This window comes from Bacteroides sp. AM44-19, assembly GCF_003603395.1.
Taxonomy (GTDB): domain Bacteria; phylum Bacteroidota; class Bacteroidia; order Bacteroidales; family Bacteroidaceae; genus Bacteroides; species Bacteroides uniformis.
Genome location: NZ_QTNB01000009.1, coordinates 12837 through 30079, shown reverse-complemented (window position 1 = coordinate 30079; position 17243 = coordinate 12837). Strand labels below are relative to the sequence as shown.

Annotated in this window: 14 protein-coding genes; 9 read left to right on the top strand and 5 right to left on the bottom strand. The window is 49.2% G+C overall.

Going from position 1 to position 17243, the window contains the following annotated elements; translation table 11 throughout:
• Positions 1–8 precede the first annotated feature (8 nt).
• Positions 9–1808: a translational GTPase TypA gene (typA, locus tag DW947_RS13940; protein WP_005830735.1), complete on the bottom strand. Its 1800-nt coding sequence runs from the start codon at positions 1806–1808 to the stop codon at positions 9–11.
• Between the two features lie 158 nt (positions 1809–1966).
• On the opposite strand from typA, the gene rpsO reads away from it, so the two are divergent.
• The 6 genes from rpsO (at position 1967) to DW947_RS13910 (ending at position 8672) form a co-directional block, all read left to right on the top strand.
• Positions 1967–2236 carry a 30S ribosomal protein S15 gene (rpsO, locus tag DW947_RS13935; protein ID WP_016272369.1) on the top strand — a complete coding sequence of 90 codons (270 nt, stop codon included), beginning with the start codon at positions 1967–1969 and terminating at the stop codon, positions 2234–2236.
• Positions 2237–2328: 92 nt separating this feature from the next.
• Entirely contained in the window at positions 2329–3216 is an 888-nt protein-coding gene (locus tag DW947_RS13930) for a helix-turn-helix domain-containing protein (RefSeq protein WP_119958546.1), read from the top strand.
• 13 nt (positions 3217–3229) lie between these two features.
• On the top strand, positions 3230–3718 hold the full coding sequence (locus DW947_RS13925; RefSeq protein ID WP_005834391.1) for a DUF4251 domain-containing protein: 489 nt from the start codon (positions 3230–3232) through the stop codon (positions 3716–3718).
• 143 nt (positions 3719–3861) lie between these two features.
• Positions 3862–6186 (top strand): outer membrane beta-barrel family protein, encoded by a 2325-nt coding sequence (locus tag DW947_RS13920; protein ID WP_119958545.1) that lies wholly within the window; start codon positions 3862–3864, stop codon positions 6184–6186.
• Between the two features lie 176 nt (positions 6187–6362).
• On the top strand, positions 6363–6938 hold the full coding sequence (locus tag DW947_RS13915) for a helix-turn-helix domain-containing protein (RefSeq protein WP_005830747.1): 576 nt from the start codon (positions 6363–6365) through the stop codon (positions 6936–6938).
• Positions 6939–7025: 87 nt separating this feature from the next.
• Positions 7026–8672, top strand: a complete 1647-nt coding sequence (locus DW947_RS13910; protein ID WP_009037622.1) for an AMP-binding protein — start codon at positions 7026–7028, stop codon at positions 8670–8672.
• Between the two features lie 105 nt (positions 8673–8777).
• Here the strand turns inward: DW947_RS13910 and DW947_RS13905 are convergent, their stop codons facing one another.
• Positions 8778–9269 carry an S-ribosylhomocysteine lyase gene (locus DW947_RS13905; RefSeq protein WP_008662549.1) on the bottom strand — a complete coding sequence of 164 codons (492 nt, stop codon included), beginning with the start codon at positions 9267–9269 and terminating at the stop codon, positions 8778–8780.
• 24 nt (positions 9270–9293) lie between these two features.
• Complete coding sequence (locus DW947_RS13900; RefSeq protein ID WP_005830756.1) at positions 9294–9998, bottom strand: 5'-methylthioadenosine/adenosylhomocysteine nucleosidase; 705 nt, start codon at positions 9996–9998, stop codon at positions 9294–9296.
• Between the two features lie 244 nt (positions 9999–10242).
• Between DW947_RS13900 and DW947_RS13895 the strand changes: the two genes are divergently transcribed.
• From DW947_RS13895 to DW947_RS13885, 3 genes are all read left to right on the top strand, one after another.
• Positions 10243–12753, top strand: coding sequence for a YfhO family protein (locus tag DW947_RS13895; RefSeq protein WP_117963208.1), 2511 nt, complete (start codon positions 10243–10245; stop codon positions 12751–12753).
• Positions 12754–13445: 692 nt separating this feature from the next.
• Complete coding sequence (gene rbfA / locus DW947_RS13890; RefSeq protein ID WP_005834378.1) at positions 13446–13778, top strand: 30S ribosome-binding factor RbfA; 333 nt, start codon at positions 13446–13448, stop codon at positions 13776–13778.
• A complete protein-coding gene (locus tag DW947_RS13885; RefSeq protein ID WP_005830763.1) occupies positions 13778–15013 on the top strand; it encodes an FtsX-like permease family protein in 1236 nt (411 codons plus the stop codon). The genes rbfA and DW947_RS13885 overlap by 1 nt, the downstream gene beginning before the upstream one ends.
• A gap of 8 nt (positions 15014–15021) precedes the next feature.
• Here DW947_RS13885 and DW947_RS13880 read toward each other — a convergent pair whose 3' ends face one another.
• Together DW947_RS13880 and pyk are read right to left on the bottom strand one after the other, a co-directional pair.
• Positions 15022–15651 (bottom strand): O-methyltransferase, encoded by a 630-nt coding sequence (locus DW947_RS13880; RefSeq protein ID WP_005830764.1) that lies wholly within the window; start codon positions 15649–15651, stop codon positions 15022–15024.
• A gap of 118 nt (positions 15652–15769) precedes the next feature.
• Positions 15770–17227 (bottom strand): pyruvate kinase, encoded by a 1458-nt coding sequence (pyk, locus tag DW947_RS13875; RefSeq protein ID WP_005830765.1) that lies wholly within the window; start codon positions 17225–17227, stop codon positions 15770–15772.
• Positions 17228–17243: the final 16 nt, after the last annotated feature.

Sequence of the window (17243 nt, the reverse complement as noted above, 5' to 3'; positions counted from 1 at the left end):
TCTGTTTATCAGTTCTTGTTTGCACGTTTACGCTCAAGCTCATCGAGGATAACCTTACGCATACGCATTGATTTAGGAGTAACTTCCACGTATTCGTCTTCCTTGATGTACTCCAGTGCCTCCTCAAGAGAGAACTGTACGGGAGGAATCAGACGTGCCTTATCATCCGAACCACTGGCACGCATATTGGTAAGCTTCTTGGACTTCGTTACATTAATCACCAAGTCGTTGTCATGGGAATGCTCGCCCACTACCTGGCCTGCATAAACCTCTTCCTGCGGGAAAATGAAGAATTTGCCGCGGTCCTGCAACTTGTCAATGGCATAGGCAAAAGCCGTACCGGACTCCATGGCAATCATAGAACCGTTGGTACGCCGTTCAATCTCACCCTTATACGGTTGATATTCCTTAAAACGGTGTGCCATGATAGCCTCGCCGGCAGAAGCGGTCAACACATTGGTACGCAGACCGATGATACCGCGCGACGGCATGTCGAACTCAAGATTTACACGTTCGCCGGCACTTTCCATCTTCACCATTTCACCTTTACGACGGGTCACCATATCAATCATCTTGCTGGCATATTCTTCGGGAACATTGATGGTAAGCTCTTCAATAGGTTCGCATTTCACGCCGTCAATCTCCTTGAAGATTACCTGCGGTTGCCCTACCTGCAACTCATACCCTTCACGACGCATGGTCTCAATCAGTACGGAAAGATGAAGCACGCCACGGCCGGAAACAATCCACTTGCCGTCTTCCTCGCTCTTGCGCACGCGAAGTGCAAGATTCTTATCCAACTCCTTCATCAAACGGTCGTGGATGTGGCGGGAAGTAACAAACTTACCTTCCTTACCGAAGAACGGAGAGTCATTAATGGTGAAGAGCATACTCATCGTAGGTTCATCAATGGCAATAGGCGGCAACGCTTCCGGATTTTCGTAATCGCAGACCGTATCTCCGATTTCGAATCCTTCGATACCTACCAACGCACAGATGTCACCGGAAGACACTTCCTGCACCTTTACACGGCCCATACCTTCGAATGTATGCAATTCCTTGATTTTTGATTTCACGATACTCCCGTCACGCTTTGCCAAAGACACATTCATGCCTTCTTTCAATATGCCACGGTGTACGCGGCCCACAGCAATACGCCCGGTATACGAAGAATAATCCAGCGAAGTAACCAGCATTTGCGGTGTACCCTCCAACTGTTCGGGGGCAGGAATATTCTCCAAGATACAGTCCAGAAGCGGATAAATGTTATCAGTCGGCTGCTGCCAGTCGGTACTCATCCAATTATTCTTGGCAGAACCGTAGATAACGGGGAAATCCAGCTGGTCCTCGGTTGCATTCAGGCTGAACATCAAGTCGAACACCATCTCGTACACTTCTTCGGGACGGCAATTTGGCTTATCCACCTTATTCACAACAACGATAGGTTTCAGACCAATCTGCAGAGCTTTCTGCAATACAAACCGTGTCTGCGGCATAGGACCTTCGAAAGCATCCACAAGCAGAATGCATCCATCCGCCATATTCAATACACGCTCCACTTCACCTCCGAAGTCACTGTGTCCCGGAGTATCAATAATGTTAATCTTGGTGTCTTTGTAGTTGATAGAAACGTTCTTTGAGAGAATCGTTATACCTCGTTCACGCTCCAGGTCATTGTTATCCAACATTAATTCACCTGTGCTCTGGTTGCTGCGGAAAAGGTTTCCGGCCAAAAGCATCTTGTCAACGAGCGTCGTTTTCCCATGGTCCACATGGGCAATAATTGCAATGTTTCTAATCTTTTGCATATAATACCTATTATTTTCAGGCGACAAAGTTAGTGATTTTGGATTAGATATGCAGTATAGATATGATTTTTTTGCTGAATATCATTGTGATATAAAAGTTTATCCCTATCTTTGCAGCCCCGAAAGGGAATATTTATAATAACTTTTAATTAAACATTATGTATTTAGACGCTGCTAAAAAGCAAGAAATCTTCGGCAAATACGGAAAGTCTAACACTGATACTGGCTCAGCTGAGGCTCAGATAGCTTTGTTTTCCTACCGTATTGCTCATCTGACTGAGCACCTTAAGCTCAACAGAAAGGATTATAGTACAGAAAGAGCTTTGACTATGTTGGTAGGTAAACGCCGTGCATTGCTGACTTACCTGAAGGATCGCGACATCACCAGATATCGTGCTATTGTCAAAGAACTCGGCTTGCGTAAGTAATCTACTTGCGGCAAAACCATTAAAAAAGGAAGTTTTCCAAAAGGAAACTTCCTTTTTTGTTTATAATCCGATTTATACGTAATTTTGTATCCATGAAAAGGAAAGTATCAGCAGCAAATCTTTCGATAGCAATCACTTTTCTATTGGTACTGCTATCATTCGGCTTCGGTTATCGCAGCTATTCGCAGGCAGAACAACGTGTGGTCTCTGACCTGAATCAAGCGCTGCAACGCACAGTATTGCAGCACAAGGGATTATGGTTGAATGCAGATACCATCCAAACCTATGCCAAGTTGCAAGAAGTGATGGGCACTCCCGTTTCCGTAAGCGGTTTCCACAGAGCCTTTACCGAAGCATTGTCCATCACCGGATTGAAAGATGTTTCTACCCTTTCGCTGCATATACTGAAAAAGAACTCTCCCGCCACCGTATTCAATGAGATTCCTGCCGGATGTCTTGCCAGCGACACATTAGTATGGCTCTCCACCACAGCCGATGCATCTGGGCTGACACTTTCTTTCCGGGGATATGCCCGCTGCTCAGCTGCCATGCTGTTCAGCTTATCCAAGCAGACAATTCCGGCAACATTGCTATTGGCCGCCCTGCTCTGGGGAGGATTCACTTTCTTCTATTTCCACCGGCACACAAAGACTAATGCCAGTAACGGGCAGCAACAAGAAAACTTCATTACCTTCGGCAACCTTTCGCTTTCCCTCCAGGAAGCCTGCTTCTATAACGAACAGCAGGAAAAGCTAAAACTCACCCCCATGCAGTACACACTGATGGAGATGTTCTACCTTTCTTCCTCACACCTACTTTTCAAATCCGACATCTGCCAATCGCTATGGCCGGGAAAAGACAATGCAGACGAAACGCTTTACACATTGATACGGCGTCTGAAGCCCATTGTCGAGGACAACAGTAACCTCAGAATAACAACAGATCGTGGCCGCGCCTACGGACTGGAAATAAAAACCTAAACATTATAGAATCATGAAGACTAACAAACTTATCCTATTAGGGCTAATCTGCCTAACTGTCGCAATGCCGACAACCGCCCAAAACCGTAACGAAAAGAAAGCGCGCACTGAACGTGCTGTAAAAGAAGCTATTGCTGCTAAACAATACAAAATCAACGTAGATCGGATGCAACCGATGAGAGGCGGTAGCCGTAACCTGACCACCAACTATACACTGGAAATTAGAAACGACTCCGTTTTCTCTTACCTGCCTTACTTTGGAGTGGCCTACAATGCTCCGTATGGAGGAGGCAAGAGCCTGAATTTCAATGCATCCATCACCGGATACACAACCAGAGCACTCAAAAAAGGCAAAATCCAAATAGACTTCAAGACCCGTAGTGATGAAGACAATTATGAGTACCGCCTCACCATCTTTCCCGATGGTTCTACCAGTATCCATGTGCAACCCATGAACAAACAGTCCATCTCGTTCACCGGAGAGATGGATACAGAAAAGTAATCATCTTCCCCCTTTAAAAGGACAAAAGAAAGTATTGTCAGTCTATTGTCAGGCAAATGTCAGACAACTATCCGCTTTTTATTTCTTCCATCCCGGCAGAAAGCGGATACCTTCGTGTCCCGAAATCAAACAACAACCGGAACATGAAACAGATAATATGTATTCTTGCCCTGCTCCTAATGAGCGTCACGACAACAAAAGCACAAACCAGCCCGGCAACACCCTCCATCCGAGGTAAAATTCTCACAGAGGAAAAGCAACCGATAGAGTTTGCCAACATCGCCCTCCTTTCCGAAGATTCCACCTTCATACAAGGAACGTGTAGCCGAAGCGACGGTAGTTTTGAACTTCTCCCTCCCGCTCCCGGAAACTATCTACTACAAGTTTCTTCCATCGGTTACAAACCCCTTTGCCAGCCTTGCCCCACCGGGAGTACCCACAACTGGATATTGCAAACCGATGCCGTGCTACTTGCGGAAACCGTCATCACCGCCGCCCGCCCCGTTTTCCGACTAAAGGGCGGAAAGTTGGAGACAAGCGTACGGCAAACCCTGCTCGCATCCTTGAATGATGCCAACGACGTATTGAAACATATCCCCGGACTACGCTCCTCTGATGAGGGGTATACCGTTTTTGGCAAAGGGACACCGGTCATCTATATAGACAACCGCCTTCTGCAAGACAACTCCGAGCTGCAACGCCTCTCTGCCGCCGATATTGAAAAAGTGGAGCTCATCACCAACCCGGGTGCAGAGTACGATGCTACCGTTAAAGCCGTTGTACGCATACGCACCGTACGTAACAAAAGAGACAGTTTTGGCGGTAATTTCCGTGCAGGAATCACCCAACGGAGACGCAACAGCCATTACGGACAAGTCAATCTGAATTATCAGAAGAAAGGACTGTCCCTGCTGGGCATGCTGTACACCAATTATGAAAACAGAAAACGCCACCAGGAGGTTCGCTACCAGATACCGTCCGAAATACAATGGGATGTAAATAACCGGGTTCACTTATATAATAAGGGACTACTTGCCGGAGGAAAAGCAAGCGCCAGTTACGACTTCACCCCCCAACACAGCCTCGGTGCCTCCTATGAGTTTCATCGTACCCCCGATTATCACAGCAGTGACCATTCGGCATATACCGTCCGGGCAAATGAAGAATTGGCCGATCACACCATACATTCCTCCCAAAACTTGCAGCAAACCAACCGGCACCAGCTGAATGCCTACTATCAGGGCAGCATAAAGCAACTCCACATAAACTTCAACACCGACCTGGTATACGGAAAAAGTTATAATCACCAGGAGGCTAAAGAAGAAAGCCAGACCGAAGGCAATCGCGACATCAGCTCTTTCAACCACGCCGACAACCGCCTTTATGCCGCCAAGTTGATTCTGACCCATCCCCTTTGGAAAGGTGAACTGAAGACCGGTGCCGATTACACCTTCATCCGGCGAAATGACAATTTCCTGAACCGGCAGCACATACTTCCCGATACAGACAGTCGAATCGACGAAAGCAAGTCCGCCGTCTTTGCCGAATACTCACTGACATTAGGAAAAATCAGCCTTCTTGCAGGACTGCGCTTCGAGCATGCCGTCTCCGACTATTGGGAGCAGGAAAAGTACGTGTCCGGTCAAAGTCGTACTTACAATGACTGGTGCCCCAACCTATCGGTAGACTTTCCTCTCGGCAAAGCCCAAGCCAATCTCAGCTATACAGCCAAAAGCAACCGCCCCAGCTTCTTCCAGCTACGTAGCACACTGAGTTATAACAACCGTTTCATCTACGAAGGCGGAAACCCACTGCTCACCCCCGAAACCAACCACGACCTGCTGTTCACGGCCCTTTACAAGTGGGTACAATTCGGACTTAACTACCAATACCGCCGCAATGCCATTGCCTTCATGACCAAAGAATACGAGGACAATCCGGATGTTGTCATCTTCACTACCGGAAATTTCAAACGGATGCAGTATCTCACCGCCTCTGCCCATCTGTCACCCACCGTCGGCATCTGGAAACCGGAGCTCGGCATCTACTTCGCCCAACCGTTCTTCAAAGTCACCAATCAAGGCAGTAGCAAGAATATGAACCGCGGCAGCATTTACCTCTTTCTGCAAAACAGTCTCCAGCTTCCGGACGAGTGGATTCTCTCCCTTGATGCCGACTACCAGAGCGAAGGCAACTTCGGCGCCATGCTGCAACGTTCCTATTGGGGCATAAACGCCGGCATCCGCAAAACATTCTTCAACAAAAGGCTGACGCTCGGACTGCAAGCCAATGACCTGTGGAATTCCCGGTATGGCTCCTTCATGCTGTTCGGTCCCCGGCTGACCTATACGAAAAAGGCAAACCCGGACTCGCGCAGCTTCTCCCTGAACCTAAGCTATCGTTTCAATGCAGCAGGCAAAGCGTACAAAGGAAAGCACGTATCGGAACAAGACTTGAAGCGGCTATAAACAGAACTTTGGGGAAGAAAGAGAAACAGAACAGAAGAATATTATACAAATAAGCCGACCACCGGAGATATTTCAGCAATATTTTCCCTCAGAATGTTGCATCAAGTAAAAGTTTCTCTTATTTTTGCGGTTTAACAGCTATAAATTATAACCTTTAGACAGAAAATACTATCATTATGGATACCAGCAAAATCGTAGGAGAAAAAATAAAATCACTCCGTGAAAGCCAATCCATCAGTATGGAAGAACTGGCACAGCGTTCGGGACTTGCTATCGAACAGATTGAACGTATAGAAAACAACATCGACCTCCCGTCACTGGCTCCCCTCATCAAGATAGCTCGTGTGCTGGGTGTACGTTTGGGAACTTTTCTTGACGACCAGGATGAGAACGGTCCCGTGGTCTGCCGTAAGGACGAGTCGCAGAACAGCATCAGTTTCTCCAACAATGCCATCCACAGCCGCAAGCATATGGAGTATCATTCACTCTCCAAATCCAAAGCCGACCGCCATATGGAGCCGTTTATCATTGATGTGGCCGCTACGGACGACAGTGACTTTGTACTCTCCTCACACGAAGGCGAAGAATTCATCATGGTGATGGAAGGGACCATGGAAATCAGTTACGGCAAAAATACCTACCTGCTCGAAGAAGGTGACAGCATCTATTACGATTCCATCGTTCCGCACCACGTACACGCCTATGAAGGGCAGGCAGCCAAGATACTTGCAGTAGTTTATACACCAATTTAAATTAATGGAAAATTAAAAGGTGAAAATGGAAAATGATAAATACTTTCTATTTTCACCTTTCAACTTTCCACTTTCAACTTCCACATCATGTTATACGAACGTACCCTCGGCCAATGGTTGGAACATTGGGCCGAAACAACACCAGACAAAGAATATATCGTTTACTCTGACCGCAACCTGCGCTTCACCTGGAGCCAGTTCAACCGCCGGGTGGACGACATGGCCAAAGGACTTATCGCCATCGGCGTGGAACGGGGAACACACGTAGGTATCTGGGCAGCCAACGTACCCGACTGGCTGACTCTATTATACGCTTGCGCCAAGATAGGTGCCGTCTACGTAACGGTAAACACCAACTACAAACAGTCCGAGCTGGAATATCTCTGCCAGAACTCCGACATGCATACCCTCTGCATCGTCAATGGCGAAAAGGACAGTGACTTTGTGCAGATGACCTATACCATGCTTCCGGAACTGAAGACTTGCCAACGCGGACACTTGAAAAGCGAACGTTTCCCTTATATGAAAAACGTCATCTACGTGGGGCAGGAGAAGCACCGGGGCATGTACAACACGGCCGAAATACTTCTCTTGGGCGACAATATAGAAGACAGCCGCCTGAATGAACTCAAAAGTCAGGTCACTTGCCACGATGTAGTGAACATGCAATACACCTCCGGCACTACGGGATTCCCGAAAGGCGTCATGCTTACCCACTACAACATTGCCAACAACGGTTTCCTTACCGGTGAGCACATGAAGTTTACCGCCGATGACAAGCTCTGCGTCTGCGTACCATTGTTCCACTGCTTTGGCGTGGTACTTGCCACCATGAACTGCCTGACACACGGCTGTACGGAAGTAATGGTGGAACGCTTCAACCCACTGGTAGTGCTCGCCTCTATCCACAAGGAGCGCTGCACGGCACTTTACGGCGTACCCACCATGTTCATTGCCGAACTGAACCATCCGATGTTCGACATGTTCGACATGTCCAGCCTCCGTACGGGTATCATGGCAGGTTCCCTCTGCCCGGTAGAGCTGATGAAGCAGGTGGAAGAGAAAATGTACATGAAGGTAACCAGCGTTTACGGGCTGACCGAAGCTGCTCCCGGAATGACCGCCACCCGGATAGACGACCCGTTCGACGTACGTTGCAATACCGTAGGACACGACTTTGAACATACGGAAGTAAAGGTTATCGACCCCGAAACCGGAGAAGAGTGTCCCGTAGGCGTACAAGGTGAAATGTGCAACCGCGGATACAACACCATGAAGGGTTACTACAAAAACCCGGAAGCCACGGCCGAAGTCATTGACGAGAACGGTTTCCTGCACTCGGGAGACCTTGGAGTGAAGGACGAGGACGGCAATTACCGCATCACAGGACGCATCAAGGACATGATTATCCGCGGTGGTGAGAATATCTATCCCCGCGAGATAGAAGAGTTCCTCTATCAACTGGAAGGCGTAAAAGACGTGCAGGTAGCCGGTATTCCCTCTAAGAAGTACGGTGAAGCCGTAGGCGCTTTCATCATCCTGCACGAAGGAGTGGATATGCACGAATCGGATGTACGAGACTTCTGCATCGGCAAAATATCCCGCTACAAGATACCCAAGTATATCTTCTTCATCAAAGAATTCCCCATGACGGGAAGTGGCAAGATACAGAAATTCAAGCTGAAAGATCTGGGATTGCAACTTTGCAAGGAGCAGGGGATTGAGATTGTGTAATAATAAAGGATAAGAGATAAGGGGTTAGCGATTAGGGATTATTTGGGGCCGCATAGACTTTAATATAGGCATAAACCCATCCTTAATCCCTAATCGCTAACCCCCTTATTTTTCTTCTTTTTCCGGATACTTCATATTCTCCTCTTTCATCTGTTCCAATACCTCATGCAGGTATTTGGCAGACTCCCACTTAGCCATTGGCAGGTCGTGGAGCAGGTAGTTGCCGCAATCTTGCGGAGCGGCACCGGGAACTTCACCTTCATACTCGGCAACAAAACGGAAGGTATCCTGCATCAGTGCCAGTATGTCCTGTGGTTTCAAGTCGCCTTTCATCAGCAGATAATTGCCGGTGAGGCAGCCCATGGGGCCCCAATAGATAATCTTGTCCTGCCACTGCGGGTCATTACGCAGGTAGGTGGCGGCAAGATGTTCGATAGTATGCAGAGCACCTTGTCCCAAGGCAGGCTCACGGTTGGGCTCTTTCATACGGATGTCGAAAGTAGTGACTGTTTCTCCGTTCACTTCATCCTGGCGGGATACGTAAATACCGCGCAACAAGCGGATGTGGTCAATTGTAAAACTGGGAATCTTCTTCATGAGTTATGAGTTATAAGTTATGAGTTATAAATTGCTGGGAAGGGTGGAGAGGAAGGTCCATATCGTGAGGAACGAACGCTCTGCCATGGTTCCCCAGAAATCGGCATACTGCGAAGCATGGTCCTCTACTCCGGGTGTGTCGCTGATGATGCGGAAGCTGAGAAAAGGAACATTGTACAGATAGCAAGTCTGCGCAATGGCGGCAGACTCCATATCAACGGCAAGACCGTCGGGGAAACGTTGCTTGATGGTATCCAGCTCCGTACGGTTGGTGATGAACTGGTCGCCGGTACAGACAAGTCCGCTGTGGATGCGGCTTTCCATTCCGGCTTCGTTCAGCGACAAGGCATGTTTCAACAGAGAGGAACATCCCTCGTAAGAGGCGGGAAAACCTTGCACTTGTCCGTACTCGTTACCGTCGCCGCACCAGACGTCGTGATACACCAGACGTTGGCTTGCCACTACATCCGTCACCTTCAGGCAAGCATCAATGCCGCCCGCCACACCGGTGCTGACGATGCAGTCCGGAGAAAAGCGCCGTATCAGTTCCGAAGCTCCTACCGCTGCACTCACCTTACCGATGCCGCATTGCGTCAAGATTACATGGTTACCGCCCAATGTACCTTCCACATAGCGGAAACTACCATCGCCCGACGTATTCTTATCCTGCAAGCGCTCCACCAACCGGCGGTGTTCGCTGTCCATTGCACTGATTATCCCTATTGTCATATCTATAATAATTTAAGCTTGCATATTACCATTAAAGCACTTTAATCTTTTTTTGGAAAGGCAAAGGTACAACATTCTGCCGATAACGTGACAATAACAATCTGCATTTATGTATCTTTGCCACAAAAGCGAAGATAGGCTGCACCTCAACAAAACTTTTTCACGCAAGCATGAAAGTTCTGTATTCGGTTTGCACTATCTTTGCCCCACAATTGATTAATTGATAACTCATAACTTATAACTCATGAAGAAGCTTCTTCCCGACCTTATTGCCATCTTGGCATTCGTCCTCCTTTCCTTCGCCTACTTCTTCCCGGCGGATATAGAAAACCGTATTCTCTTTCAGCACGACACGGCTGCAGGAGCAGGGGCAGGACAAGAAGTCAAGGAGTATTACGAACAGACGGGCGAACGCAGCCGTTGGACAAACTCGCTGTTCGGCGGTATGCCCATGTATCAGATAGCCCCTTCGTATGACTCCACCAAGTCACTGCAGTGGGTACAGAAAGCCTACCAACTCTTCCTGCCCGACTATGTGTGCCTCACATTCATGCTGATGCTCGGCTTCTACATCCTGCTGCGCGTCTTCGGCATACCGGTCTGGCTGGCCGGACTGGGCGGTATCATGTGGGCATTCTCGTCCTATTTCTTCATCCTGATATCTGCCGGACACATCTGGAAGTTCATCACCCTTGCCTACGTGCCGCCCACCATAGCAGGCATTGTGCTCGCCTATCGTGGGAAACTGCTGTGGGGAGGCATCCTCACCGCCTTGTTCGTGGCCCTGCAAATCACCTCGAACCACGTGCAGATGTCCTATTACTTCTTCTTCGTCATCCTTTTCTTTGTGGGAGCCTACTTCGAGAAAGCATGGCGTACCAAGACATTGCCCCAGTTCTTCAAGGCAAGTGCCGTACTGATTGTAGCAGCCCTCGTCGGCATAGCCGCCAACGTATCCAACCTCTATCACACCTATGCTTACAGCAAAGAAACCATGCGCGGCAAGAGCGAACTGGTGCAGACCGGCGACGCTGCCAAGCAGACCAGTAGCGGGCTGGACCGCGACTACATCACCCAGTGGAGCTACGGCATCGACGAAACACTGACTCTGCTGGTGCCCAACTTCAAAGGCGGAGCATCTGCCGCCCTCAGCCAGAGTGAAACTGCCATGAGCAAGGCAAACCCGATGTACAGCAGTCTGTACGGCTCACTGACACAATATTTCGGTACCCAGCCCATGACGTCGGGTCCCGTCTACGTCGGAGCATTCGTCTTGTTTCTGTTCGTACTGGGATGCTTCATCGTAAAAGGACCGTTGAAGTGGGCATTGATAGGAGCCACCTTCTTCTCCATCGTCTTGTCCTGGGGCAAGAACTTCATGCCGCTGACGGATTTCTTCATCGATTACGTCCCGTTGTACAACAAGTTCCGCGCCGTGTCCTCCATCCTTGTCATAGCAGAGTTCACGATACCTTTGCTAGCTATCTTTGCCCTGAAACGCCTGCTCGAAGAGCCGGAAATCTTAAAACAGGAAAAGAAGCCCCTCGGCATCAGCCTGCTGCTCACTGCAGGCATCGCCCTGCTGCTTGCCGTTGCCCCGGGCAGCATCGGCTCCGGCTACGTGCCCGCCCAAGAAGCACAGATGCTGCAGAATGCCGTCAACCAGCAGATGATACCCGCCAACGAACTCTCCGGCATCCTTGCCAACTTGGAAGAGATGCGTGCCGAACTCGTCAGCAGCGACGCCCTGCGTAGCTTCATCATCATAGGCATCGGCTGCAGCCTGCTCTGGCTCTATGCAAGCGGCAAGCTGCGCAGCTCGCTGACCATTGCAGGTATCACCATACTCTGCCTGGCAGATATGTGGGGGGTCAACAAGCGCTATCTGAATGATGCCCAGTTCGTGCCCCACTCCATCCGTACGGAAACCTTCACCAAGACGAATACAGACGAGCTGATACTGCAAGATACCAGCTTGGACTATCGTGTATTGAACTTTGCCACCAGCACCTTCGATGACAACAACACCTCCTACTGGCACAAAAGCGTCGGCGGTTATCACCCGGCCAAGCTGCGCCGCTACCAGGAAATGATAGAGCATCACATCTCTCCCGAAATGCAGGCGGCCTACAAGGCCATTGCCACCGCCGGAGGTGAGATGGACAGCGTGGATGCCAATAAGTTCCGCGTACTGAACATGCTGAACACCAAATACTTCATCTTCCCTGCAGGACAGCAAAGACAAACCGTTCCCATCCTCAACCCGCACGCCTACGGCAATGCATGGTTTGTAAACAAGGTGCAGTATGTGAACAACGCCAACGAAGAGATTGACGCCCTGGACAGCATCATACCCACAGAGACAGCCGTAGTGGATGCCCGCTTCAAGGATGTACTGAAAGGTACCACGGAAAGTTATAAAGACAGCCTCTCCAGCATCCGCCTGACAAGTTACGCACCTAACCGCCTGACGTACGAAACGAACAATGCCCAAGACGGTATTGCCGTATTCTCCGAAATCTATTATCCGGACGGCTGGCACGTAACCATCGACGGACAGCCTGCCGAACTGGCACGCGCCGACTATATCCTGCGCACAATGCATGTTCCTGCCGGACAGCACACCATCGAAATGCGCTTTGACCCCACCAGCCTGCACGTGACGGAAGGCATCGCCTACGGAGCACTGGCACTGCTGGTGATAGGTATCATCGTGGCAGTGCTGATAGCCAAAAGGAAGTATGTAAAGGCATAAAAAAATATCATATCATTCCCCCATAAGCACCCGACGCATTCCGCTATTCATACCCTGATACGGAATGCGTCGAGTGCTTATGTCCATTCCGTTATCCCCTCATGTTTGTTCTGTCATTCCCTTATGTCTGTTCTGTCAACCCCTATATATTGATGAAAAACCACGGCTGTGAAGCATATTCTTCACAGCTGTGGCACGTCTTCTTCACGACTGTGGAAAAGGCGTACCACAGCCGTGCGCACATGATAAACCCAAAGGCTTCTCAAGACAAACCACCGTGCAAAACACAACAGAAGCCTATGTAACACACAACGGAAGCCTATGCAAGAGACAAGAAAGCCCGGTCAGATGCGCAAAAAACCGTTTCTACCCTCCCGGGTAAAAACGGTTCAAGTCAATAATACATGAAAAAACGCTATTTAGAGAGAGTCTCTTCTATAACGGAATGGTTCTCTTCCTTCTTCACTCATCATCAGCAGTTCTCCGAACTGACATCAAAGTTAGGGAAGCATAACAAGAACAACAAATAGAATCTACGAAAAGGCATATCTCATCGACAGAACGGAAAAGAATGAACCCTACAATAGGGAAAAGAATGAAAAAAAAGCTATAAACAGTCGGCAGAACGATATATTTCAGTAACTTTGCTAACGTGAAAACAGGCTGCACCCCAGCATAAAAAAATAAACAGTATGGAAACTACCAGACAAAATAAAATAGCCCGTCTCCTGCAGAAGGAACTGAGTGATATCTTCTTGTTGCAAACCAAGTCCATGCCCGGCATACTGATTTCCGTCAGTGCCGTACGCATCAGCCCCGACATGAGCGTGGCACGCGCTTATCTCAGTATATTCCCCTCGGAGAAAAGCGAAGAAATAGTCAAGAACATCAACGGAAACATGAAGTCCATACGCTTTGAACTGGGTACCCGCGTACGCCACCAACTACGCATTATCCCCGAACTGAAGTTCTTCGTAGACGACTCACTGGACTATCTGGAACGAATTGATGAACTGCTGAAATAATGTCCCTTCCCTTCTTTATAGCCCGCCGCTACCTCTTCTCCAAGAAGAAACACAATGCCATTAATATCATCTCCGGTATTTCGGTGTGTGGGGTGGCATTGGCTACGTTGGCGTTGGTATGCACCTTGTCCGTGTTCAACGGTTTTCAGGACATGGTGGCAGGCTTTTTCACAGCCTTCGACCCGGAACTGAAAATCACCGTCCGCGAAGGTAAGGTTTTCGACCCGCACGAAGCGTGCATCCGGCAAGTACACGCCCTGTCCGAGATTGACGTGTGGACGGAAACACTGGAAGAGAATGCCATGGTGCAGTACAAGGACCGCCAGGCAATGGCCGTCATCAAGGGAGTGGAGGACAATTTCGAACAGCTTACATCCATCGACAGCTTGCTCTATGGGACGGGAAAGTTCCTACTGAGCGACTCGGTGGTGGACTATGGTTTTCTGGGTGTGGAACTTATATCCGAGTTGGGCACCGGCATTCAGTTCGTGGACCCGTTGCAGGTCTATGCCCCCAAACGGAACGTACGGGTAAACATAGCCAACCCCACTGCGGCTTTCAACCGGGAGTATCTCTTCTCGCCCGGCGCCATCTTTGCCGTCAACCAGCAAAAATACGATTCACGCTACATACTGACGTCACTCGACTTTGCCCGCCGTCTGTTCAATTATGACACGGAAGTTTCTGCCATTGAGATGAAACTGAAACCCGGTTCCAACATCGGCTCCGTACAAAAGAAAATAGCAGGCATTCTCGGCGACCGGTTCATTGTACAGAACCGCTACGAGCAGCAGGCCGATGTTTTCCGCATCATGGAAATAGAGAAACTCATCTCTTATCTCTTCCTCACCTTCATTCTGGGTATCGCATGCTTCAATGTCATCGGTTCGCTGTCCATGCTGATACTGGACAAACGGGAGGACGTGGAGACACTGCGCAACCTGGGTGCCGATGACCGGCTCATAGCGCGCATCTTCTTGTTCGAAGGCAGGATGATTTCTGTGTTCGGCGCCCTCTCCGGCATCGTTTTAGGATTGTTGCTGTGCTTTCTGCAGCAACGTTTCGGGTTGATTTCATTGGGGGGAGGCAATGGAAGTTTTGTAGTGGACGCTTATCCGGTAAGTGTACATGCCACGGATATTATTCTGGTATTCTTAACGGTCATCACTGTAGGCTTCTTGTCCGTATGGTATCCGGTGAGATACCTCAGCAAGCGGCTGCTGAGAAAAAGATAAAAAAACAGTTACTTCTTACGGATAATCGTCAATCCGTCACGCAGGGGAAGAATGACTTTCTCCACACGCGCATCCCGCGCCACCAAATCATTGAAGGCTTTGATACTGATTGTTTGCAGGTCTGTGCGATGGGGTTGTTCTTCCAGCACATGGCCATCCCACAAGGTATTGTCGGCAATGATATATCCACCGCCGGAAAGGCGGGCGAGCACCATTTCATAATACTCTATGTATTTACGCTTATCTCCGTCAATAAAGGCAAGGTCGAAAGTGAGGTCCAGTTGCGGTACCCGCTCCAAGGCATCGCCAATGTAGAACCTGATTTTATCCGCGTAATCGGAATTCTCCAGCCACGGACGGGTGAAGTCCTCCTGCTCGTCGTTGATTTCAAACGTATGCAGCATCCCGCCCTCCGGCAGTCCTTCTGCTATGCAAAGTGCGGAATACCCGCTATAAGTCCCTATCTCCAGCACCTGCCGGGGACGAATCATCCGGACAAACATCTTGAGCATACGCCCCTGCAAATGTCCGGAAGCCATGCGGGGATATAGCAACTTGACATGCGTGTCGCGATAGAGCGCTTTCAGATAATCGCCCTCATCATCAATGTGCTGCAAAATGTATTCGTCAATCGTCACTTTGTTAATGGATTATAGGTTAGGGATAAGGGATTAGGGGTTAGGGGTTAGTTCTGCGCACAATTATTAATTAATCATTAACCGCTAATCCCTAACCCCTTATCCTTAATCCCTTATCCTACAAGTATCTGTTACTGTTAGGCAGCACACTATCTTCAGCATGCTTCAAGGCATCTTCTACGACATTGATTTCAAGGAAAGAGGTCTGTGTGCCTTCCTTACCGCTACTCAGGTAGCCCACCATGTCCGTAGGACATAAACGGCCTTCCTTCAACAAGCGACGCAAGGCTGCAAAGTAATATTCCTGCCCGTTGGCAAGTTCGGGCATATAGATAGCTTCCACACCGTAGGAAAGGGCAAGGTGCCGCATGGTCTTTTCCTTGTAGCAGATGGCCAACACCGGATATTTGCCACGGAAAGCGGCAAGGTTACGGGCAGTACGGCCGCTGTAACTGTCGGTGATGATTGCACGGATTTTCAGTTTGGTGGTAGCCTTTACCGCTTGTTTGGCCAGGAACGCAGTCACGTCGTTGCTGTTCTCGTCCAGCGGAATACGGATATCGTTGTCAGACAGCTTGTCTTTCTCCGCTTGGGCGGCAATCTTGGTCATCGTCTTCACCGCTTCTACCGGATACTTTCCATAGGCGGTTTCACCGCTCAACATCAAGGCATCCGTACGATAATAGATGGCATTGGCAATGTCCGTTACCTCCGCACGGGTGGGACGCGGATTGGAAATCATGGTATGAAGCATCTGTGTGGCAACAATCACCGGCTTCTTGGCAAGAATACACTTGCGGATGAGCACACGCTGGATGCCCGGAATACGTTCCTGCGGAACTTCAATACCGAGGTCACCGCGAGCTATCATCACACCGTCGGCTACTTCCAGGATTTCATCGATATTATCAACGCCTTCCTGGTTCTCAATCTTAGCAACAATACGGATATCGCTGTTATGAGCGTCAAGAATCGCCTTGATGTCGAGTATATCCTGCTTATTGCGCACAAAGGAGTGGGCAATGAAGTCTATGTTCTTCTCAATGGCATAAAGGATATTGGTGCGGTCCTTCTCCGTCAGAGAAGGCAGATTGATGCGGACGCCGGGAACGTTGACGCTCTTGCGGCTGCCCAGAGTAGCCTCATTCTGTACTTCGCAGAGCAGGTAGTCGGGGGTCTTCTCTACAACAACCAACTCCAAGTCACCGTCATCAATAAGGATATGGCCGTCCACATTCAAGTCTTTGACGAAATGGGGATAGGATACCGAGATACATTCACGGGTAGTCTCCTGCTCCGGGTTGCCTACCACCTTCACGCGGTCGCCCGCCTTGAAAGGAATGGGCTCAGCCAGAACCGTCGTGCGGACCTCCGGTCCTTTCGTATCCATCAGGATAGCGATGCGGTTGGAAACCGTACGCACATTGTTTATCAACTTCTCGGCACCTTCACGGCCAAGATGTGCAGTATTCATACGTACAACATTCATACCTGCATCGAACAACTGCTTTATAAAATCAACATCACAGCGCTGGTCAGAAATCGTTGCGACAATCTTCGTTTGCTTCAATAACATAATCTATATACCTATT